This is a genomic window from Stenotrophomonas sp. LGBM10 (assembly GCF_046736075.1).
In the GTDB taxonomy this organism is placed as follows: domain Bacteria; phylum Pseudomonadota; class Gammaproteobacteria; order Xanthomonadales; family Xanthomonadaceae; genus Stenotrophomonas.
On record NZ_CP177163.1, the window covers coordinates 2,707,501 to 2,728,109 of the forward strand.

Here is a 20,609-nt window from a genome sequence, read left to right on the forward strand (position 1 = left end):
TCTACCCAGACCCACCAACTCTGAATGATCAGCGCATACAAAGAATTTTATTACGCATCAGCATTGTGGCTGGTACGTGTTCTTTTAAAACTTGTGACGTAGCGAGCGTTTGAGATATCTATCTTGACGTGTCGTGAGGCTAAGGCGGAAGACTTAAATGTCTTCTTATTAATTGAGTCGTTATATTTCGTATCTGGGCTTTGTACCCCCAGGTCATATATATAACCCAAGGCAACTTGCGGTTATATGGTCAAGCGAATAAGCGCACACGGTGGATGCCTTGGCGGTCAGAGGCGATGAAGGACGTGGCAGCCTGCGAAAAGTATCGGGGAGCTGGCAACAAGCTTTGATCCGGTAATGTCCGAATGGGGAAACCCACCCGCTTGCGGGTATCCTGCAGTGAATACATAGCTGCTGGAAGCGAACCTGGTGAACTGAAATATCTAAGTAACCAGAGGAAAAGAAATCAACCGAGATTCCCTGAGTAGCGACGAGCGAACGGGGACTAGCCCTTAAGCTGGAATGGTTCTAGAAAAACAGCCTGGAACGGCTGGCCATAGAAGGTGATAGCCCTGTATTTAAAAGGGCCACTCCAGTGAAGACGAGTAGGGCGGGGCACGTGAAACCCTGTCTGAACATGGGGGGACCATCCTCCAAGGCTAAATACTACTGACCGACCGATAGTGAACCAGTACCGTGAGGGAAAGGCGAAAAGAACCCCGGAGAGGGGAGTGAAATAGATCCTGAAACCGTGTGCGTACAAGCAGTAGGAGCTCGAAAGAGTGACTGCGTACCTTTTGTATAATGGGTCAGCGACTTACTGTTCGTGGCAAGCTTAACCGTATAGGGGAGGCGAAGGGAAACCGAGTCTGATAAGGGCGCATAGTCGCGGGCAGTAGACCCGAAACCGGGTGATCTAGTCATGGCCAGGGTGAAGGTGCCGTAACAGGTACTGGAGGCCCGAACCCACGTCTGTTGCAAAAGACGGGGATGAGCTGTGATTAGGAGTGAAAAGCTAATCGAACCCGGAGATAGCTGGTTCTCCTCGAAAGCTATTTAGGTAGCGCCTCATATGTATCCTCTCGGGGGTAGAGCACTGTTATGGCTAGGGGGTCATCGCGACTTACCAAACCATTGCAAACTCCGAATACCGAGACGGACTGTATGGGAGACACACGGCGGGTGCTAACGTCCGTCGTGAAAAGGGAAACAACCCAGACCCACAGCTAAGGTCCCAAATTCACTGCTAAGTGGAAAACCATGTGGAAAGGCACAGACAGCCAGGAGGTTGGCTTAGAAGCAGCCACCCTTTAAAGAAAGCGTAATAGCTCACTGGTCGAGTCGGTCTGCGGGGAAGATTTAACGGGGCTAAGCAGTGAACCGAAGCTTGGGGTGTGCATATTTATATGTACGCGGTAGAGGAGCGTTCCGTAAGCCGTTGAAGGTGGATTGAGAAGTCTGCTGGAGGTATCGGAAGTGCGAATGCTGACATGAGTAACGATAATGCGGGTGAAAAACCCGCACGCCGAAAGCCCAAGGTTTCCTTGCGCAACGTTAATCGGCGCAGGGTGAGTCGGCCCCTAAGGCGAGGACGAAAGTCGTAGTCGATGGGAAGCAGGTTAATATTCCTGCACCTCGCGTAAGTGCGATGGAGGGACGGAGAAGGTTAGGTGTACCCGGCGTTGGTTGTCCGGGGGAAAGGCGGTAGGTTTGGATCTTTGGCAAATCCGGGATCCTTTAAGACCGAGCACCGAGACGAGCCTTTAAGGCGAAGTCACTGATACCACGCTTCCAGGAAAAGCTCCTAAGCTTCAGCTTACGCAGACCGTACCGTAAACCGACACAGGTGGGTAGGATGAGAATTCTCAGGCGCTTGAGAGAACTCGGGTGAAGGAACTAGGCAACATGGCACCGTAACTTCGGGAGAAGGTGCGCCCTTTTTGGTGGCTCATGCGAGCTATAGCTGAAGAGGGCCGCAGTAACCAGGCCGCTGCGACTGTTTATCAAAAACACAGCACTCTGCAAACACGAAAGTGGACGTATAGGGTGTGACGCCTGCCCGGTGCTGGAAGGTTAATTGATGGGGTCAGCCGCAAGGCGAAGCTCTTGATCGAAGCCCCAGTAAACGGCGGCCGTAACTATAACGGTCCTAAGGTAGCGAAATTCCTTGTCGGGTAAGTTCCGACCTGCACGAATGGCGTAACGACAGCGGCGCTGTCTCCACCCGAGACTCAGTGAAATTGAAATCGCTGTGAAGATGCAGCGTTCCCGTGGCAAGACGGAAAGACCCCGTGAACCTTTACTATAGCTTTACACTGAACGTTGAGTTCGTCTGTGTAGGATAGGTGGGAGGCTATGAAACTGTGGCGCTAGCTGCAGTGGAGCCATCCTTGAAATACCACCCTGTCGTGCTTGACGTTCTAACCTGGGCCCATTATCTGGGTCGGGGACCGTGTATGGTGGGTAGTTTGACTGGGGCGGTCTCCTCCTAAAGAGTAACGGAGGAGCTCGAAGGTACGCTCAGCGCGGTCGGACATCGCGCACTGTGTGCAAAGGCATAAGCGTGCTTGACTGCAAGATCGACGGATCAAGCAGGTAGGAAACTAGGACTTAGTGATCCGGTGGTTCTGTATGGAAGGGCCATCGCTCAACGGATAAAAGGTACTCCGGGGATAACAGGCTGATACCGCCCAAGAGTTCATATCGACGGCGGTGTTTGGCACCTCGATGTCGGCTCATCACATCCTGGGGCTGTAGTCGGTCCCAAGGGTATGGCTGTTCGCCATTTAAAGTGGTACGCGAGCTGGGTTCAGAACGTCGTGAGACAGTTCGGTCCCTATCTGCCATGGGCGTTGGAGATTTGAGAGGGGCTGCTCCTAGTACGAGAGGACCGGAGTGGACGAACCTCTGGTGTTCCGGTTGTCACGCCAGTGGCATTGCCGGGTAGCTATGTTCGGAAGCGATAACCGCTGAAAGCATCTAAGCGGGAAGCGCGCCTCAAGATGAGATCTCCCGGGGCACAAGCCCCCTGAAGGAACCATATAGACTATGTGGTTGATAGGTCAGGTGTGTAAGTACAGCAATGTATTGAGCTAACTGATACTAATGATCCGTGTGGCTTGACCATATAACCTCAAGTTGCCTTGGCCGACATGACATGTCGATAGATCCAAGTGCACGCTACGTCACAAGAACTATGAGAGGCAGGCGCCTAAATCCGTTGTTTGGATGGCGACGCTCCAACCGTCTCCCTGGTGAAATTAGCGCTGTGGAACCACCCGATCCCATCCCGAACTCGGAAGTGAAACGCAGCTGCGCCGATGGTAGTGTGGCCTAAGCCATGCGAGAGTAGGTCATCGCCAGGGTTTACACCCCGAAAACCCCGCTGCTCATGCAGCGGGGTTTTCCTTTAATTGCAGGCCCTTGATTTTCAACGGGTCGGCTTCTCGGAAGAGACCTCTGCTGAGCTGGCGCACCGCGCTGCTCCAACCGTCTCCCTGGTGAAATTAGCGCTGTGGAACCACCCGATCCCATCCCGAACTCGGAAGTGAAACGCAGCTGCGCCGATGGTAGTGTGGCCTAAGCCATGCGAGAGTAGGTCATCGCCAGGGTTTACACCCCAAAAACCCCGCTGCTCACGCAGCGGGGTTTTTTCTTTGTGCGTCGCGCAGGAATCGCTGCACGCGGTGGGGAAATGCATCGATCAATGGTCGGTATGCACGCCTGGCCCGTGGAATGTGCCGACCAACGTCCGGTATCCACGCCTCGCCCGTGGGATGTGCGGACCAACGATGGGGCCCCACGCCTCGCCCGTGGGATGTGCGGACCAACGATGGGGGCCCACGCCTCGCCCGTGGAATGTGCGGACCAACGTCCGGTATACGCCTCGCCCGGTAGCGCCCGACCGCTGGTCGGGCGACGGCGCGCAGCGCCGGGCTCTGCGCGCGGTGATGGAGCGTGCCGACCAGCGGTCGGCACCTACGCCGTACCTGTGGAATGTGCCGATAAACGACCGGTATCCACGCCTGGCCCGTGGAATGTGCCGACCAACGTCCGGTATCCACGCCTCCCCCGGTAGCGCCCGACCGCTGGTCGGGCGACGGCGCGCAGCGCCGGGCCATGTGCGTGGTGATGGGGCGTGCCGACCAGCGGTCGGCACCTACCTGGACGTTGGGACCCTCCCGCACGCGCGCGGGGCACAAAAAACGGCGCCTTTCGGCGCCGTCTCTGTTTACTGCCTTGGCGTCCGCTTACTTCGCTGCGGGCGCGGGCGTCTTGCCCTTCATCATGGTGTCGCGAGCCGCCTTGAACGGGTTGCCCTCGTACCAGTTCGGCCAACGATCGCCGCCGGCCAGTTCCTTGCCCACGCCATACAGCAGCTGCAGGTCCTCGACGGTGCCGTCCAGCTTCCACGTGGCTGCGTCGTACTCGTCCTTCGGGCCGTGGTAGCGATTGCGGCCGTAGTCTTCGGCGGCCTTGCGGCCGGCCTCGACGCCGCCGTCGCGCAGATCTTCGCCGCCATCGGCATACAGTGCGGGCACACCGGCCTTGGCGAAGTTGAAGTGGTCCGAACGGAAGTAGAAACCGCTCTGCACCGCGGTTTCGCCATGCAGGGTACGGCCCTGGCTGGCGGCCAACGGCTTGAGGATGTCCTCCAGTTCCGAGCTGCCGAAACCGGTCACGGTCATGTCCTTGGCGCGGCCGGCCACCGACATTGCATCGATGTTGATCACGCCGGCGATCTTGTCGAGCGGGAAGGTCGGGTGATTGACGAAGTACTTCGAGCCAAGCAGGCCCGATTCCTCCAGCGTGACCGCCAGGAACACCACCGAGCGTTCCGGCGCCGGCTGCTGGTGCACCATCGCATCGGCGATCTCCAGGATGCCGGCCACACCGGTCGCGTTGTCGATGGCGCCGTTGTAGACGTTGTCGCCCTGCTCGCCCTCGTGCTTGCCCAGGTGATCCCAGTGCGCCATGTACAGCACCGCTTCGTCAGCGCGCTTGCTGCCCGGCAGGACGCCGACCACGTTGCGCGATTTCTTCTCGGCGATGGTGCTCTTCAGGTCGAAGGACACCTTCGCCTTCAGCGGCACCGGCTTGAAGCCGCGCTTGCTGGCGTCCTTGTAGGCCTTGTCCAGGTCCAGCCCGGCCTCGGCGAACAGCTGGCGCGCGGCGTCGGCACTCAGCCAGCCCTGTGCGGGCAGACGCGCTTCCGGATCGTCCTTGGCCGGCAGGTCGTACTGCGGACCCGCCCAGGAATTCTTGACCACGTCCCAGCCGTACGAGGCACCGGCCGTGTCGTGCACGATCAGCGCCGCGGCGGCGCCCTTGCGTGCGGCTTCCTCGAACTTGTAGGTCCAGCGGCCGTAGTACGTCATGCGCTTGCCGTCGAACAGCGTGCTGTCGTCCACATGGAAGCCGGGATCGTTGACGAACATGACCACCGTCTTGCCCTTCCAGTCCTGGTCGGCGTAGTCGTTCCACTTCTGCTCTGGCGCATCCACGCCGTAACCGACGAACACCAGGTCGCTGGACGATACCTTGACCTCGGGCTGGCCACTGCGGGTGCCGATCACCATGTCCTTGCCGAAGGTCAGGGCGCGCGTCTTGCCGTCCTGCTCGAGCGTGAGCACGGTCGATTCGTCGGCCGTGGTCTCGGTCATCGCCACATCCTGGAACCAGCTGTCGCCGTTGCCGGGCTGCAGGCCGATGCGCTGCATCTGGTCGCGGATGTATTCGACCGTGCGGTCTTCACCCACGCTGCCCGGCGCACGGCCCTCGAACTCGTCCGAGGCCAGCGTTTTGACCAGCTCGGCGAAGTCGCCGGCGTTGATGTCGGCCGAGAAGGCGTGGCCAGCGGCGGGCGCCGGGGTGGCCGCCGGAGCGGGCGTGGGAGCGGTCTGCTCGCCCTTGCACGCCGACAGAGCGGCGGCAGCGGCGAGGCACAACAGAAGTTTGCGGGGCATCGTCGGTTCCTGGATCAAAGAGGCCGGCGCCAGCAGCGCGCCGGGGGACACAATATCAATCCTGCGGGGCGGCGTCGGTGTCGAACGCCTGCGCCACGGCGCCGCTGATCGCACCGGTACGTGCGCTGCGGTGGATGTACAGCGTGACATCGCGATCGAACTGCAGGGTGCCGCCGACCACGGCGTTGGGGCCAATGATCACCCGGGGCTTGCGGCCCGGCGTCAGCGACAGATTGAAGCTGGCCTTCTTGACCCGGATGCCGCCGCCAACCTGCGAGCCGACGCCAACGGTGATGTCGCCGTTGACCGTTTCGATGCCTTCGCCCAGCCGCGTGTCGACCAGCCCGATGCTGCCGTTGACGGTATCCACACCGCCCTCGATCTGGCTGCCGCGGTCGGCGAAGATGCTGCCGTTGACGGTTTCGACGTCCCCGCTCGCCACCACCTCGCGGCCGATCTGGATGCTGCCGTTGACCGTGGAGATGCTGCCGGTACGGGCGTGGTCGGCGATGCGGATGCCGCCGTTGACGGTTTCGATGTCGCCGGTCACGGCGCCTTCCTCGATGCGGATGCTGCCATTGACGGTATCCAGATCGCCGTAGGTCTGGCCCGATTGGGCGGTGATACTGCCGTTGACCTTGCTGATGTCTTCCTGGGCAAGCGCGGGGGCCGACACCATCAGGGCCAACAACAACGGGAACGAAACAGATTTCATGGGAGCCTCGGTTGTCTGGCGCGCGGCTGGCAGGCCGCCTGCTGCAATGTCACCATGCGTGGCTACAATCTGCATCTGCCTGAAGTCACTGGAAAGCCCTTGCGCCACAACGCCTTTTCCTCACGCCGGGATAACAAACCCACCACGGGACGCGCCATTTCGCGCTGCCTGGGCGTGATGCTGCAGGGGGCGTTGCTGACCGCCGCGCTGCTGCTGGCAGGCGAGGGCGCGCTGGCGCAGACCCCCAAGGAAACCGAGCGCAAGCTGCAGAAGCTGCGCAGCGAACTCAAGGGTGTGGCGCAGGAGCGGCGGACCCTGGAAGGGCAACGCGGCCAGGCGTCGCGGCAACTGCGCGAGGCCGATGAAAAGGTCGCCCGCACCGGCCGCGTTCTGGCCCAGACCGAGACCGCGCTGCAGCGCGAAACCCGCGCGATGAACGAGCTGCAGCGCAGGCGCAGCGAGCTGCAGGCCGGTATGGCGCAGCAGCGCGAGGAGCTGGCGTCGCTGCTGCGTGCCGCCTATCGCGTCGGCAACAATGCCCCCCTCAAGCTGCTGCTGTCGCAGGACCGCGTGGCCGATGCCAACCGCACCCTGGCCTATCACCGCTACCTGCAGCGCGAACGCGCGCAGCGCATCCAGACACTGACCCGGGACCTGGCCGACCTGCAGACGCTGGAATCGCAGATCGTCGAACGCCGGCAGGCGCTGGAAGGCACGCGCCAGCAGCAGAAGCAGCAGGCCGCGGCGCTGGAAGGCGACCGCCGCGAGCGCGCCGCAACCGTGGCAACGCTGGACGAGCGCTTCAAGGACCGCAGCGAGCGTGAAAAGGCGCTGGGCCAGGATGCCAAGGCACTGGAAACCCTGCTGGCCAACCTGCGCGCTGCCGCGGCACGGGCGGAGGCCGAACGGCGTGCGGCCGCCCGCCGCGCCGCCGCGGAAAAGGCGGCCGCCGAAAAGGCCGAGAAGGCCGCTGCCGCGAGCGGCACGCGTCCCCCGCCGCGTGCGGTCAAGACACCGCCGGTGGTGGCCTCTGCGCCGGCCCCGAAGGTGGGCGGCCTCGGTTGGCCGCTGTCGGGCAATCTGCTGGCCCGTTACGGCGGCAAGCTGCCGGACGGCCGCACCAGCAGCGGTGTGCTGATCGGTGCGCCGGCGGGCAGCACCATCACCGCCGTGGCCGACGGTACTGTGGTGTTCTCGGACTGGATGACCGGCTACGGCATGATCCTGATCGTTGACCACGGCAACGGCTACATGAGCCTGTACGCCCACAACGACACCCTGCTGCGCGACGCGGGCGCGGCGGTGAAGAAGGGCGATGCGGTGGCCAAGGTCGGCAACTCCGGCGGACAGGGCGTGACGGCGCTGTACTTCGAGCTGCGCCGCAACGGCCAGCCGGTGGACCCGGGTTCCTGGCTCCAGCGTCGCTGAGCCTGCCGGCGCGATGAATCGCGCCCCCCTCGCGGCGCTGGCGGGCGCCGGGCGGTTCAACGGGAATTTATCCGGCCTTCGCGCATAATCGGGACACGCACCCCGGTGTGTGTGTTCCCGTCCCCCGCTTACCCTGGAGTGCTTCATGCGCGTAGCCCGTTCCGCCACCTTGTTGCTGGCCCTGTTGCCGGCCATGTCCTGGGCGCAGCAGACCGGCAGTGCGCCGGCACGCGGCAGCGACGCGGCCACCAGTGAGGAGGCGGTGACCTCGCGCGTTCCGCTCGAGGAAATCCGGCGCTACGTGGCGGTCTACAACGCGGTACGCGCCGCCTATGTGGATCCGGTGGACGACAAGAAGCTGATGCAGTCCGCGATCCGCGGGCTGCTGCTGGACCTCGACCCGCACAGCACCTACTTCGACAAGGAAGATGCCGAGGCCTTCGATGAGCAGGCCAACGGTGCCTACGAGGGCATCGGCGTGGAGCTGCAGCAGCAGCCGGACAACAGCAGCCTGAAGGTGATCTCGCCGATCGACGATACCCCGGCCGCGCGTGCGGGCATCCTGGCCGGCGACCTGATCATCGCCATCGACGGCAAGCCGATCAGCGCGATCGAGGCCACCGAACCGCTGCGTGGTGCGGCCGGCAGCAAGGTCGTGCTGACGCTTGTGCGCGACAGCAGGCCCAAGCCGTTCGATGTGACCGTCACCCGCGAGACCATCCGCGTCACCAGCGTGCGCAGCAGGATGCTGGAGCCGGGCTATGGCTACATCCGCCTGAGCACCTTCCAGGCCGACACCGGCGCCGACTTCCAGAAGCATGTTGCCCAGCTGCAGCAGCAGGCGGGCGGCAAGCTCAAGGGCCTGGTGCTGGACCTGCGCAGCAATCCGGGCGGGCTGCTCACCGCAGCGGTGCAGGTGGCCGACGACCTGCTCGACAAGGGCAACATCGTCAGCACCCGCGGCCGCATCTCGATCAGCGATGCGCGCTTCGACGCGACGCCGGGCGATCTGCTCAAGGGCGCACCGGTGGTGGTACTGGCCGATGCCGGTTCGGCCAGCGCCTCGGAAGTACTGGCCGGCGCACTGCGCGACAACGGCCGCGCGCGCGTGGTCGGCAGCCGCACCTTCGGCAAGGGCTCGGTGCAGACCGTGCTGCCGCTGGACAACGGCGACTCGGTCAAGCTCACCACTGCCCGTTACTTCACGCCCAGCGGCAAGTCGATCCAGGCCACCGGCATCGTGCCGGACGTGGTGCTGGTGCCTGAGAAGCGCGACGGCGACGACGCGCTGCCGGCCAGCCTGACCGACTACAGCGAAGCCACCCTGCCGGGCCATCTGCGCGGCGACGAGGAAGGTGGCGACGGCTACAAGGCCGGTGACGTGCTGCCCGGCGACGGCCCGATCAATGACGCGTTGGCCGAACTGAAGCAGCCGGGCTCGGTGGTGGCGAAGCAGAAGGCGGAGGCGGCGAAGAAGCCGGCTCCGAAGCCGGAGGCGAAACCTGCGGCCAAGCCTGAAGCAAAGCCCGAAGCAAAGCCCGAAGCAAAGCCCGAAGCAAAGCCGGCAGAAGCGCCGACCAAGCCGTGATCGACCGTACCCCCGCCGTGGTAGAGCCGAGCGTTGCTCGGCTGGCCGCGCGCAGCGCGGCAATGATCGGCACAGGAGCAGCCGGGTAGAACCCGGCTCTACGTGGCCGCGCGCAGCGCGGCAATGATCGGCACCGGAGCGGGCGGAGCTGGCCGCCGCCGGGTCTAGAAGCCGTGGCGCTTGCGCAGGCGCCGCGCGATGGCCGCGCGCACATACACGCCGTAGGCCAGCCCGAAGGCGAAGCCGGCGATGTGCGCCCACCAGGCGACCATGCCGAAGGTCGGGCCGATGTAGGCGAACACCACCTGCAGCGCCGCCCACACGCCGATCAGCAGGTAGGCCGGCGCACGCACGAACTCCAGGAACAGGCCCAGCGGAATCACCACGCCCAGCCGTGCGCCGGGGAACAGGGCCAGGTAGGCGCCGATCAACGCCGACACCGCGCCGCTGGCGCCGATGATGATCTGGTCCGGGCTGCCCATCGTGTAGATCGCGGTCAGGTTGGAGATCGCCCCGCCAACCAGGAACAGCAGCATCAGCCGCCACGGCCCCAGCACGCGTTCGGCCGGCAATCCGAAGATCAACAGGAACACCAGATTGCCGAGCAGGTGCGACCAGTCCGCGTGCAGGAACAGGGCGGTGAACAGCCGCAGCACGCTGCCGTCCTGCAGGGTGGCCCACCAGTCCAGCGGGTGGGTCAGGCCCGTGGACAGGGCGCCCCAGTCCAGCCAGAGGCTGCGGCGGGCGTCGTCCGGCCGGGAGATCGACCACAGGAAGGCCAGCCACAGGGCCGCGAACAGCAGCGGGGTGGCCCAGCGCAACGCGGACTTCTTGCGGGAGGGAATCGACACGAACATGGGTGGCGCTAGCCTAGCGCGGGGGCGGCCTGGACGGGGGAATGTCGCGTTCAGCCTGAATGGCCGGTAGGGCGACGGCCGTTATTGTTTCATTAACCGGTCTGGGTATACTCGCATACGGCGTCGTATGTCGGGAGGGGAATCCGGCGCGTCGTCCCGATCCGAAAGGAGAGGGGCTACGCAGGCGCGCGTTGCCAAACATCACCGCAATTCCGGAGAGAACCAACAATGCATACCGCTTCCACGCTTGCCCGTGTCACCGCCCTGGCCGTCGGCATTGCCGGTGCCCTGGCCGCTGGTCACGTCAACGCCGCCGCCTTCCAGCTGAAGGAAAACAGCGCCAAGGGCCTGGGCCGTTCGTTCGCCGGTTCCGGCAGCGCCGCGGGCGACGCCTCCATCATCGCCGTCAACCCGGCCGGCATGCGCCAGCTGGAAGGCATGCAGGTCCAGGGCGACCTGAGCGCCATCAGCTTCTCGGCCAAGTTCCACGGCACCGGCCGCAAGCCGACCGGCCAGGCCCAGACCGGCGGTGACGGCGGCGACGCCGGCATGATCGCCCCGGTTCCGGCTGCCTACTTCCACATGCCGATCGGCGAAAAGGCCCACTTCGGCGTGTCGCTGACCGCACCGTTCGGCTTCAAGACCGAATACGACAATGGCTGGGTTGGCCGTTACAGCGGTCTGAAGACCGACCTGAAGGCAATCGACCTGGGCTTCGCCGCCTCGTACGACGTCAATCCGTACGTGTCCTTCGGCGCGTCGGTGTTCGTTGAACACCTGACCATCGAACTGAGCAACAACATCGACTTCGGCACCGCGCTGGCGCAGTCGCGCGTGCCGGGCTACGCCCCGGGCAGCGCCGACGGCAAGCTGACCGTGGAAGGCGACAACAATGCAGTGGGCTGGACCGTGGGCGGCTTGTTCAGCCCGGATGAGAACACCCACATCGGTATCAGCTACCGCTCCAAGGTCGAGCACAAGATCACCGGCGGCGATGCCACCTTCGCCGTCCCGCCGGACGTCGCCACCGTGCTGAACGCCGTGCAGCCGGGCCGCTTCGTGAGCACCTCGGGCAAGGCCACCGTGACCCTGCCGGCCTCGGCCACCCTGAGCGTGACCCACAACGTCAACGACAAGTGGACCGTGATGGGCGACGTGACCCGCACCGCGTGGTCGACCGCCTTCGACCAGGTCACCATCGACTACGCCTCGGCGCAGCCCGATTCGGTGCTGGAGTTCGGCTACCGCGACACGACCTTCGTCTCGCTGGGTACCGACTACAAGCTGAGCGACACCGTCACCCTGCGCGGCGGTGTTGCGCTGGACCAGACCCCGACCACCAACGCTCACCGCGACGTGCGCGTGCCCGACACCAGCCGCAAGTGGCTGTCGCTGGGCGTGGGCTGGACCCCGTCGGAAAACGTCGAGTACAACTTCGGCTACCTGCACCTGTTCACCAAGGATCCGGACGTGATCATCGCCGGTACCACCAACAACCAGGGCAACGCGCTCACCGGCAAGTACAAGGTGCGCGGCGATGTGCTGGCGGCGTCGGTGAACTACAAGTTCTGATCGACGCGTAAGCTGACGTCACACGCTGTACGAGAGGCCCCGCGAAAGCGGGGCCTTTCTGTTTCCGGCAGACGGACCGCGCTCAGCCGCTCAGCGCAGTTGGCGTGGCGTTGCGTTGAGACGCTGGCGCATCAGCCGCCGCAGCGCGGTGGGATCGCCATAGCCCACCTGCTCGGCCACCGCTTCCACCGAATACCGGCTGTTCTCCAGCAACGCCCGCGCCCGGTTCAACTGCACGCTGCGGATCAGATGCAGCGGGCCGTGCCCGGTGGCCCGGGTGACCTGCCGCGACAGCGTACGCGTGGACATGCCCATGTGCAGCGCAAGATCGCCGACCGTCAACGCATCGGGCAGGCGGGCTTCCACATGCGCGGTCAGGGCGGCGATCAACGCGTTGCCCTGCGCCATCATCGCCGGGACCATGAACGGCGACTGCAGCTGGCGGCGGTCCAGCAGCAGCGCACGCGTCACCGCCCCGGCCAGCGCCGGGCCGAAGCGCTGGCGCAGCAGGTGCAACATCAGGTCACTGTGGCCGAGCGCCGCACCGGCGGTCGTCACCGGGCCGTCGTCGATCACCATGTGGTCCGGATCGACCTGGCAGGCCGGCTCCAGCCGCTGCAATGCCGCGGCCAGCCACCAGGTGGTGGTGACGCGGCGCTGGGCGAGCAGCCCGGCCGCCTGCAGCAGGAACACCGACGCGCATGAGGCGGCAATGCGACCGCCGGCGGCAGCGTGCGCGCGCAGGGCGCGCATCACCCGCGGAATGTCGGGGCCGGCCAGCCGCGCGGCGATCGCCTGCGGATCTTCCACACCCAGGCCCGGCACGATCCAGCATGCGTTGCCGTCAGGCGCACGCGGCAGTGGCTGCGCACGCAGCTGCAGGTGTTCGCCGAGCCGCACCGGTCCGCGCGTGGCACTGCAGATCTGCCAGCGGGGGGCCGGCAGGCCCAGTCGTGGCGCCAGCGTGGCGGCGGTGGAGAGCATGTCCACGCTCAGCGCCACACTGGACGCAAAGGCGCCGGGGAGCACGATGATGGTGAAATCCTGCATTGGCCGATTCCGCACGAAAGATGTCGAATCAGTCGATGGTGGCCGCCGCCGCGCGGAGATTCAATGAGGGCCTCTCTTCCGTGGTCCCCCTCATGCCGAACATCACCCTGCGCCTGCCCGCCACCGCCTTCGATGCCGCCCGCTGTGCGCGGCTGCTGCAGGCCGTCCATGCCGCCGCCGTGCGCGCCTGCGGGCTGGGCAACGACCCGCGCCAGCAGGCGTTGTGCTGGGTGATGCTGGAACACACCGCGCCGGGTCAGTGGCTGTGTGGTGGCCACGACCCGCTTGCGCACGCCATTCCCTGCCAGGTGCACGTTCTGGCCCCGGCCGGCGTGCTGGACGCCGCGCATCGCGCTGCCTACGCGCGCGCCCTGCACGACGCCATCGCCGCCGGCGTGGGGGCCGACGAGCCACGCCGGATGATCACTTCGATCGTGATCGAGGACGTTGCCGATGGTCATTGGGCGGTGAACGGGCAGGTCTGGCAACGCGACGACTTCGTGCGTGCGGCCGGGTACGCGCATCTGCAGCCGGCACCGCCGGTGCGAGGTGTGCGATGACCCTGTCCACGTGGTCCGGCGCGTGCCACTGCGGTGCGGTGCGGTTCGCCTTCCAGGCACCGTCGCTGCGCGCCTTCGCGTGCAACTGCTCGCTCTGCCATCAGCGGGGCGCGATCTGGGTGGGGTGCGCGGATGCGCACTTCCAGCTGCTCGGCGGCAACGACGCGCTGTCCACCTATGCGTTCGGCACGCATACCGCCACGCACTACTTCTGCCGCCGCTGTGGGGCGGCGCCGTTCAGCCACCCGCGCCTGGCGCCTGCCCACTGGGTGGTCAACCTGCGCTGCGTGGACGGCGTGGATCTGGCGACGCTGGAGATTCATCCGTTCGATGGGCAGCACTGGGAGGACGCCGCGCGCGCCTGGCTGCAGGCACAGGCGATGGCCTCAGCAGTGCGCTGATCGACCGGCCGCGTAGCGCAGGCCCTGCCGCAGCTGCGCCTCGAAGGCCGGCAGGCGGTACACCGCAGCATCGTGCCCCAGGCCGGTGTACCAGCTGCGCCCGCCGTCGACGGCCTGGCACCACGCGATCGGGTGATCGGTGCCCATGCGGCCGCCGTCGTACAGACGCTCATCGATCGTGGCAACCACCTGCACGCGCCCGCGTGGGTTGTCGCGGTAGTTGTACAGCTCATCGTGCACCACCCACGCCGCACCACGTGCGCGGCCGTCGCGCTCGGGCTGTACGCGGGTGCTTTGCAGGCCGGGCGGATGCGAGTGGAAGTACGCGCCCACCAGGCGCCCGTACCACGGCCAGCCGTACTCGGTATCGGCGGCGGCATGCAGACCGACGAAGCCGCCTCCCGCACGGATGAAGCCTTCCAGCGCCGCCTGCTGTTCGTCGTCGAGCACGTCGCCGGTGGTGCTGGCGAACACGATCACGCGGTAGCGCGCCAGATTGGCGGCGGTGAAATCGGCGGCGTTCTCGCTGTGGTCGGCCTGCATGCCGTCGGCGGCGGCGATGCGTTGCAGCGAGGCCACGGCGGCAGGAATGGACTCGTGGCGGTACTCCACCGTACGGGTGAACACCAGCACGCGCTCCGGTGGCGGCACCGCCCGTACGGCAGGCGCGTGCATCAGGACCAGCAGAAGCGAGAGCAGCGGGAAGGGCAGGCGCATGGCCGGATTCTGCCACGGGTTTGGCCCGGCGCACTGCGCATTCCGTGCAGTGCTGCAGGACGCAGCGCGTACAATCCCGCACCCACCCGCGCACCGCGTGGGTCAATGACGTCTGACAAGGATCTGTACATGTCGCCTTTCGCGCTCCGTTCCGCCCTCGCCCTGGGCCTGGCTGCCCTGTCGGCCCCCGCATTCGCCGCCGATTTCGCCAGCTGCTTCACCCTCACGCCTGGCCTGTCGTGGTCCAACGGCGATGAAACGCTGACCATCGAGAAGGCCACGTTCGCCGGTCAGGACGCGATCCGGGTGAACAGCGCCGGCGGCGGCGTCGGTACCGCCAGCTACTACGATGCCAGCGGCCGCCAGTTCCTTGGCCAGGAGCGCTTCGGCATCTCCGCCTGGGGCGGCGACGCATCCAAGCCGGTGATGACCGACATTTTCAAGCCTGCGCCGACCTTCCCGGCCAGCGCCAAGCCGGGTGATCGTTTCGAACTCACCGGCAAGGGCCAGCGCACCCACCATGTGGAGGAAACCGTCGAGCCGCTCGACTACGACGGCTTCTCCGACTACACCTTCGTCGGCTTCGAGGACGTGGAAGCGGAGGTCGGCTTCCAGCCGCGTACGTTCAAGGACACCTGCCACGTCACCGCGACCTTCGAAGACGGCCGTATCGAAGCGTGGTACGCCGCCGGCTTCGGCCGCATCAAGTTCGAGCGCTACACGGGCAACGAACTGCTTATGCGCGATGAGATCGAATCGATCGAGACCGAATGACCCACAAAAAACCCCGCTTTCGCGGGGTTTTTCGTTTACCGCATGACGCGGGAGATCAATCGCCCAGGGTCAGCAGCGAGGCATTGCCGCCGGCCGCCGTGGTGTTCACGGTGACGGTCTTTTCGGTGGCGAAGCGCAGCAGGTAGTGCGGGCCGCCGGCCTTGGGACCGGTGCCGGACAGGCCCTGACCGCCGAACGGCTGCACGCCGACCACCGCACCGATCTGGTTGCGGTTGACGTACACGTTGCCGACATTGACGCGCGAGGAAATGCGATCCACGGTCTCGTCGATGCGCGAATGCACGCCCAGGGTCAGGCCGTACCCGGTGGCGTTGATCTGGTCGATCACCGCATCGAGCTGGTCGCCCTTCCAGCGGATCACGTGCAGCACCGGCCCGAAGATCTCCTTGTGCAGCTGGTCCAGGTTCTTCAGTTCGTAAGCACGCGGCGCAAAGAAGGTGCCATGCGCGGCATCGTCGCCGAGTGCGGCGGCGGCGATCAGGCGGGCGTCCTTCTCCATGCGCACGGCATGGTCCTGCAGGATCTGCAGCGCGTCGGCATCGATCACCGGACCGACGTCGGTGGACAGCAGGCCCGGGTTGCCGACCTTCAGTTCGGCCATCGCACCGGCCAGCATGGTCATCACCTTGTCGGCGATGTCGTCCTGCACGAACAGCACGCGCGCAGCCGAGCAGCGCTGGCCGGCAGAGGTGAATGCCGAGCCGATGGCGTCCTTGACCAGCTGTTCCGGCAGCGCCGAGGAGTCGGCGATGAAGGCGTTCTGGCCACCGGTTTCGGCGATCAGCACGCCGATGGCGGCATCGCGCGCGGCCATTGCGCGGTTGATCGCACGGGCGGTGTCGGTGGAGCCGGTGAAGGCCACGCCGGCCACACGCGGATCGGCGGTGAGCGCGGCACCCACGGTGGCGCCGTCGCCCGGCAGGAACTGCAGCACGCCCTCGGGCACGCCGGCCTCGAGCAGCAGCTTCACGGCGTAGTAGCCGATCAGGTTGGTCTGCTCGGCGGGCTTGGCAATCACGCTGTTGCCGGCGGCCAGCGCAGCGCTGACCTGGCCCAGGAAGATCGCCAGCGGGAAGTTCCACGGGCTGATGCAGACGAACACGCCGCGGCCGTGCAGCTGCAGTTCGTTGGATTCACCGGTCGGGCTCGGCAGCTTCTCGGCATGGCCGAACTGCTCGCGCGCCTGCTTGGCGTAGTAGCGCAGGAAGTCCACCGCCTCGCGCACTTCGGCGATGCTGTCGGGCAGGCTCTTGCCGGCTTCCTTCACGCACAGCGCCATGAACTCGGCCAGGCGCGCTTCCAGCTGGTCGGCCGCGTGCTCCAGGATCGCCGCGCGGCTGGCGGCCGGGGTGCGGTTCCACTGCGGCTGCGCGGCCACGGCGTTGGCCAGAGCCTTCTCCACGGTGGCGCTGTCGGCCGGCTGCCACTGGCCCACAACCTCGCGGGTGTCGGCCGGGTTGGTTACGTTCAACAGCGCGCCGGTCGGCTGCGCACCCGGCACCAGCGGTGCGGCCTGCCACGGCTTCACGGCCGCGTTGAGCTGCGCCGCCAGTGCGCGCAGATCGTTGTCGTTGGCGAGATTGACGCCCATGGAGTTCTTCCTGTCATGGTTCTGGCTGCGCAGCAGATCGACCGGCAGCGGGATTTTCGGATGCGGGATGGACGCGAACGAGGACACCGCTTCGACCGGATCGCGGATCAGATCGTCGATGGCCACGGTGTCGTCGGTGATGCGGTTGACGAAGCTGGAGTTGGCGCCGTTCTCGAGCAGGCGGCGCACCAGGTACGGCAGCAGGTCTTCGTGCGAACCGACCGGTGCATACACGCGGCACGGCACATTCAGACGATCGGCCGGCACCACTTCGGCGTACAGGTCATCGCCCATGCCGTGCAGCTTCTGGTGCTCGTACTGGCCACCCTTGGCGATCGCCTGCACTGCCGCGATGGTGTGCGCGTTGTGCGTGGCGAACATCGGGTAGATCGCATCGGCGTGCGTGAACAGACGCTTGGCGCAGGCCAGGTAGGACACGTCGGTGTTCTGCTTGCGGGTGAACACCGGGTAGGCCGGCAGACCCTCGATCTGCGCGCGCTTGATCTCCGCATCCCAGTACGCGCCCTTGACCAGGCGGACCTGCAGGCGACGACCGATGCGGCGGGCCAGATCGGCCAGGTAGTCGATCGTGTACGGGGTACGCTTCTGGTACGCCTGCACCACCACGCCGAAGCCTTCCCAACCGGCCAGCGAGGCATCGCTCACCACCGCTTCGATGATGTCCAGCGACAGCTCCAGGCGGTCGGTTTCCTCGGCATCCACGGTGCAGCCGATGCCATAGGACCGGGCCAGCTGCGCCAGTTCCAGCACGCCCGGGACCAGGTCGGCCATCACCCGTGCACGCTTGGCGTGTTCGTAGCGCGGATACAGCGCCGACAGCTTGATCGAGATACCCGGGGCCGAGTTGACGTCGCCGTCCGGGCGGCCGCCACGGGCCTTGTGATCGCCACCGATGGAGTGGATCGCGCGGCGATAGTCTTCCAGGTAGCGCTTGGCGTCCTTCATGGTCAGGGCGCCTTCGCCGAGCATGTCGAACGAATAGCGGTAGCTGGCGTTGTCGCCCTTGTGCGAACGCGACAGCGCTTCGTCGATGGTGCGACCCATGACGAACTGGTGGCCCATGATCTTCATCGCCTGGCGAACGGCCAGGCGGATCACCGGCTCACCGACGCGGCCCATCAGACGCGCGAACGCGCCCGGCACGTCGGCGCGGGTGGCGTCGTTGATCTGCACCAGGCGGCCGGTCAGCATCAACCCCCAGGTCGAGGCATTGACCAGCACCGAGTCGCTGCCGCCCATGTGCTTCTTCCAGTCGGCATCGCCCAGCTTGTCGCGGATCAGCTTGTCGGCGGTGCTCTGGTCCGGAATGCGCAGCAGGGCCTCGGCCACGCACATCAGCAGCACGCCTTCCTCGCTGCCCAGGTCGTACTGGCGCATGAAGGCTTCGATCGCGCCCTGGTCCTTGGCGCGCACGCGCACGCGGGCGACCAGGTCGGCGGCGGTGGCCTGCACCTGCGCCTGCTCGGCGGCCGGCAGGCGGGCCTGCTCCAGCAGCTCGCGCACGTGGCTGGCTTCGTCCTTCATCCAGGCATCGGTGATGGCCTGGCGGAACGGGTTGGGAACCGCCGGCAGCTCGGGCGAGAGCAGGGGCGGGCGGGCGCCGGACGAGGCCGGTGCGGGGGGAAGCGCGGAAGGTGCGGTCATGCCGATCGGCTCGTGGAGAACTTGACCATTTTAATCGTTTTTCGGTCGATTCAACCGCTTTCACGACGCAGCGCCGTGGACGCCATAGCCTTTCATACAGCGGGATTCCGCCGATCAACCCGGGTTGGCAAATAGTATGCCGATTTCGTCAAAACCGCCGCCGGCCCAATGCTGTATTGCACCATTCCTGAAACTGTGAATGGACCCTTGCGGCTCGCTGGAAAGCAGGGCTACCATCGGGACGTTTCCCGCGGCAGGAAAAAACGCGGTTGCGACATGATCGAGGTGCTGTCAGCTCCGGACGGATCAGGAACGCAACTGCGGCTGCGTCCCCCACGGGCGCTCGATGCCCGGCAGTTCGTCCTGTTGTTTGCCGTGTTGGCGGGTGCGATGGGGGTGGTGGCCGGCCTGGGCTGGTTCGCCGGCAACGTGTTCGCTCCCCTCTTCGCGCTGCTGTACAGCCTGCTGCTGGCAGTGGCACTGCGCGCGTTGTGGCGCAGTGGAGAGCGGCAGGAAGAGATCCGGGTAGTGCCAGGGTGCGTGGAGGTCATCCCCGTACCCGGGCAGTCGCCGGTGTTCAGTGCCCACCCGTACTGGGTGACGCTGGTCGCCGACGATGAGGGGGTCCGACTGGTGTCCAGTGGTCGGCAGGTGGCGGTGGGACGTTTCCTCGCACCGGTCGAACGCCAGGCACTGGCTCAGAAACTAGAAGGCTTGCTCGCGGCCAGCGATGGCTGCAACCGACGACGCTAAGGGTCTAGGCAATGAAGCAATGCAGAAAGTGGGGCGAGACGTTCGGAAAGTCAGGCGTGTGCGGGGCGGCGCTGCTGGCGCCGGCGATGGCGTTGGCCCAGGCGGCCGACCCCAAACCGTGGCAGTTGAACATGGGCAAGGGGGTGACCCAGAGCTCGCGGTTGGCGTGGGAATCCAACCTGTTCTCGCTGTGGGTCTGTACCGTGATCGGGGTGCTGGTCTTTGGCGCGATGTTCTACGCCATCTTCAAGTTCCGTAAGTCCAAGGGCGCCGTCGCGGCCCAGTTCAGCCACAACACCAGGGCCGAAGTGATCTGGACAGTGATCCCGGTGATCATCCTGGTGGTGATGGCGTGGCCGGCCACGGCCAACCTGATCAAGTTCTACGACACCCGGGATTCGGAGATGACCGTCAAGGTCACCGGCTACCAGTGGATGTGGAAGTACGAGTACCTCGGGGAGAATGTGGCTTTCACCAGCCGCCTGGACCGCGAGTCCGACCGCATGCGGCAGAGCGGCAAAGTGCCCACCCGCGAGTCGCACCCGCACTACCTGCTGGACGTGGACAACCGGCTGGTGCTGCCGGTGGATACCAAGGTCCGCTTCGTGATCACCTCCGATGACGTCATCCACGCCTGGTGGGTGCCGGCACTGGGCTGGAAGCAGGACGCCATTCCCGGCTTCATCAACGAAGCCTGGACCAACATCGAAACGCCCGGCGTGTATCGCGGCCAGTGTGCCGAGCTGTGCGGCAAGGACCACGGCTTCATGCCGATCGTGGTCGAAGCGGTGTCCAAGGAGGACTTCCAGAAATGGCTGGCCTCGCGCAGGCCCGCACCGGCGCCGGCAGCGGAAACGCCGGCTGCGGCACCGGCTGACGCCGCACCGGCACCGGCCGCCGAACCCACGGCACCGGCAGCACCGGCCGCAGCAGACAGCAACGCCTGAAATC

14 protein-coding genes, 1 tRNA gene and 3 rRNA genes (1 of these 18 running past the window's edge) are annotated in these 20,609 nt (G+C 65.5%); 12 read left to right on the plus strand and 6 right to left on the minus strand.

Annotated features, from left to right (window positions below; all coding sequences use genetic code 11):
• The 4 genes from ACLB90_RS11535 to rrf (ACLB90_RS11550) all read left to right on the plus strand — a co-directional run.
• Positions 1-17 (plus strand) — tRNA-Ile (locus ACLB90_RS11535) (it extends 60 nt beyond the left edge of the window).
• 231 nt (positions 18-248) lie between these two features.
• Positions 249-3,127, plus strand: a 23S ribosomal RNA gene (locus ACLB90_RS11540).
• Positions 3,128-3,250: 123 nt separating this feature from the next.
• Positions 3,251-3,365: ribosomal RNA gene (gene rrf / locus ACLB90_RS11545) — 5S ribosomal RNA — on the plus strand.
• 131 nt (positions 3,366-3,496) lie between these two features.
• A 5S ribosomal RNA gene (gene rrf, locus ACLB90_RS11550) occupies positions 3,497-3,611 on the plus strand.
• Positions 3,612-4,250: 639 nt separating this feature from the next.
• Here rrf (ACLB90_RS11550) and ACLB90_RS11555 read toward each other — a convergent pair.
• Both ACLB90_RS11555 and ACLB90_RS11560 read right to left on the minus strand, forming a co-directional pair.
• Positions 4,251-5,966, minus strand: coding sequence for a M28 family metallopeptidase (locus tag ACLB90_RS11555; protein ID WP_411849631.1), 1,716 nt, complete (start codon positions 5,964-5,966; stop codon positions 4,251-4,253).
• Positions 5,967-6,021: 55 nt separating this feature from the next.
• Positions 6,022-6,681, minus strand: coding sequence for a hypothetical protein (locus ACLB90_RS11560; RefSeq protein ID WP_411849632.1), 660 nt, complete (start codon positions 6,679-6,681; stop codon positions 6,022-6,024).
• A 177-nt stretch (positions 6,682-6,858) separates the two neighbouring features.
• On the opposite strand from ACLB90_RS11560, the gene ACLB90_RS11565 reads away from it, so the two are divergent.
• Positions 6,859-8,109: a murein hydrolase activator EnvC family protein gene (locus tag ACLB90_RS11565; RefSeq protein WP_411852747.1), complete on the plus strand. Its 1,251-nt coding sequence runs from the start codon at positions 6,859-6,861 to the stop codon at positions 8,107-8,109.
• Between the two features lie 145 nt (positions 8,110-8,254).
• The gene (locus tag ACLB90_RS11570; RefSeq protein ID WP_411849633.1) at positions 8,255-9,697 is read left to right on the plus strand and encodes a S41 family peptidase; all 1,443 of its coding nucleotides are present in this window, start codon (positions 8,255-8,257) and stop codon (positions 9,695-9,697) included.
• 164 nt (positions 9,698-9,861) lie between these two features.
• Here the strand turns inward: ACLB90_RS11570 and ACLB90_RS11575 are convergent, their stop codons facing one another.
• The gene (locus ACLB90_RS11575) at positions 9,862-10,554 is read right to left on the minus strand and encodes a rhomboid family intramembrane serine protease (RefSeq protein ID WP_411849634.1); all 693 of its coding nucleotides are present in this window, start codon (positions 10,552-10,554) and stop codon (positions 9,862-9,864) included.
• 228 nt (positions 10,555-10,782) lie between these two features.
• Here ACLB90_RS11575 and ACLB90_RS11580 point away from each other — a divergent pair, with 228 nt between their 5' ends.
• Entirely contained in the window at positions 10,783-12,126 is a 1,344-nt protein-coding gene (locus ACLB90_RS11580) for an outer membrane protein transport protein (RefSeq protein ID WP_411849635.1), read from the plus strand.
• Positions 12,127-12,216: 90 nt separating this feature from the next.
• On the opposite strand, the gene ACLB90_RS11585 is transcribed toward ACLB90_RS11580, so the two are convergent.
• Positions 12,217-13,176 (minus strand): GlxA family transcriptional regulator, encoded by a 960-nt coding sequence (locus ACLB90_RS11585; RefSeq protein WP_411849636.1) that lies wholly within the window; start codon positions 13,174-13,176, stop codon positions 12,217-12,219.
• A 92-nt stretch (positions 13,177-13,268) separates the two neighbouring features.
• On the opposite strand from ACLB90_RS11585, the gene ACLB90_RS11590 reads away from it, so the two are divergent.
• Complete coding sequence (locus ACLB90_RS11590) at positions 13,269-13,736, plus strand: hypothetical protein (RefSeq protein WP_411849637.1); 468 nt, start codon at positions 13,269-13,271, stop codon at positions 13,734-13,736.
• Positions 13,733-14,137, plus strand: a complete 405-nt coding sequence (locus ACLB90_RS11595) for a GFA family protein (RefSeq protein WP_411849638.1) — start codon at positions 13,733-13,735, stop codon at positions 14,135-14,137. The genes ACLB90_RS11590 and ACLB90_RS11595 overlap by 4 nt, the downstream gene beginning before the upstream one ends.
• Here ACLB90_RS11595 and ACLB90_RS11600 read toward each other — a convergent pair.
• Positions 14,123-14,854, minus strand: coding sequence for a ThuA domain-containing protein (locus ACLB90_RS11600; RefSeq protein ID WP_411849639.1), 732 nt, complete (start codon positions 14,852-14,854; stop codon positions 14,123-14,125). The genes ACLB90_RS11595 and ACLB90_RS11600 overlap by 15 nt on opposite strands.
• Before the next feature lie 129 nt (positions 14,855-14,983).
• Here ACLB90_RS11600 and ACLB90_RS11605 point away from each other — a divergent pair, with 129 nt between their 5' ends.
• Complete coding sequence (locus ACLB90_RS11605; protein WP_411849640.1) at positions 14,984-15,628, plus strand: hypothetical protein; 645 nt, start codon at positions 14,984-14,986, stop codon at positions 15,626-15,628.
• A gap of 55 nt (positions 15,629-15,683) precedes the next feature.
• On the opposite strand, the gene putA is transcribed toward ACLB90_RS11605, so the two are convergent.
• Positions 15,684-18,905, minus strand: a complete 3,222-nt coding sequence (gene putA / locus ACLB90_RS11610; protein WP_411849641.1) for a bifunctional proline dehydrogenase/L-glutamate gamma-semialdehyde dehydrogenase PutA — start codon at positions 18,903-18,905, stop codon at positions 15,684-15,686.
• Positions 18,906-19,181: 276 nt separating this feature from the next.
• Here putA and ACLB90_RS11615 point away from each other — a divergent pair, with 276 nt between their 5' ends.
• Together ACLB90_RS11615 and coxB are read left to right on the plus strand one after the other, a co-directional pair.
• Entirely contained in the window at positions 19,182-19,658 is a 477-nt protein-coding gene (locus tag ACLB90_RS11615) for a DUF2244 domain-containing protein (RefSeq protein ID WP_411849642.1), read from the plus strand.
• Between the two features lie 11 nt (positions 19,659-19,669).
• Positions 19,670-20,605 (plus strand): cytochrome c oxidase subunit II, encoded by a 936-nt coding sequence (gene coxB, locus ACLB90_RS11620; protein ID WP_411849643.1) that lies wholly within the window; start codon positions 19,670-19,672, stop codon positions 20,603-20,605.
• Positions 20,606-20,609: the final 4 nt, after the last annotated feature.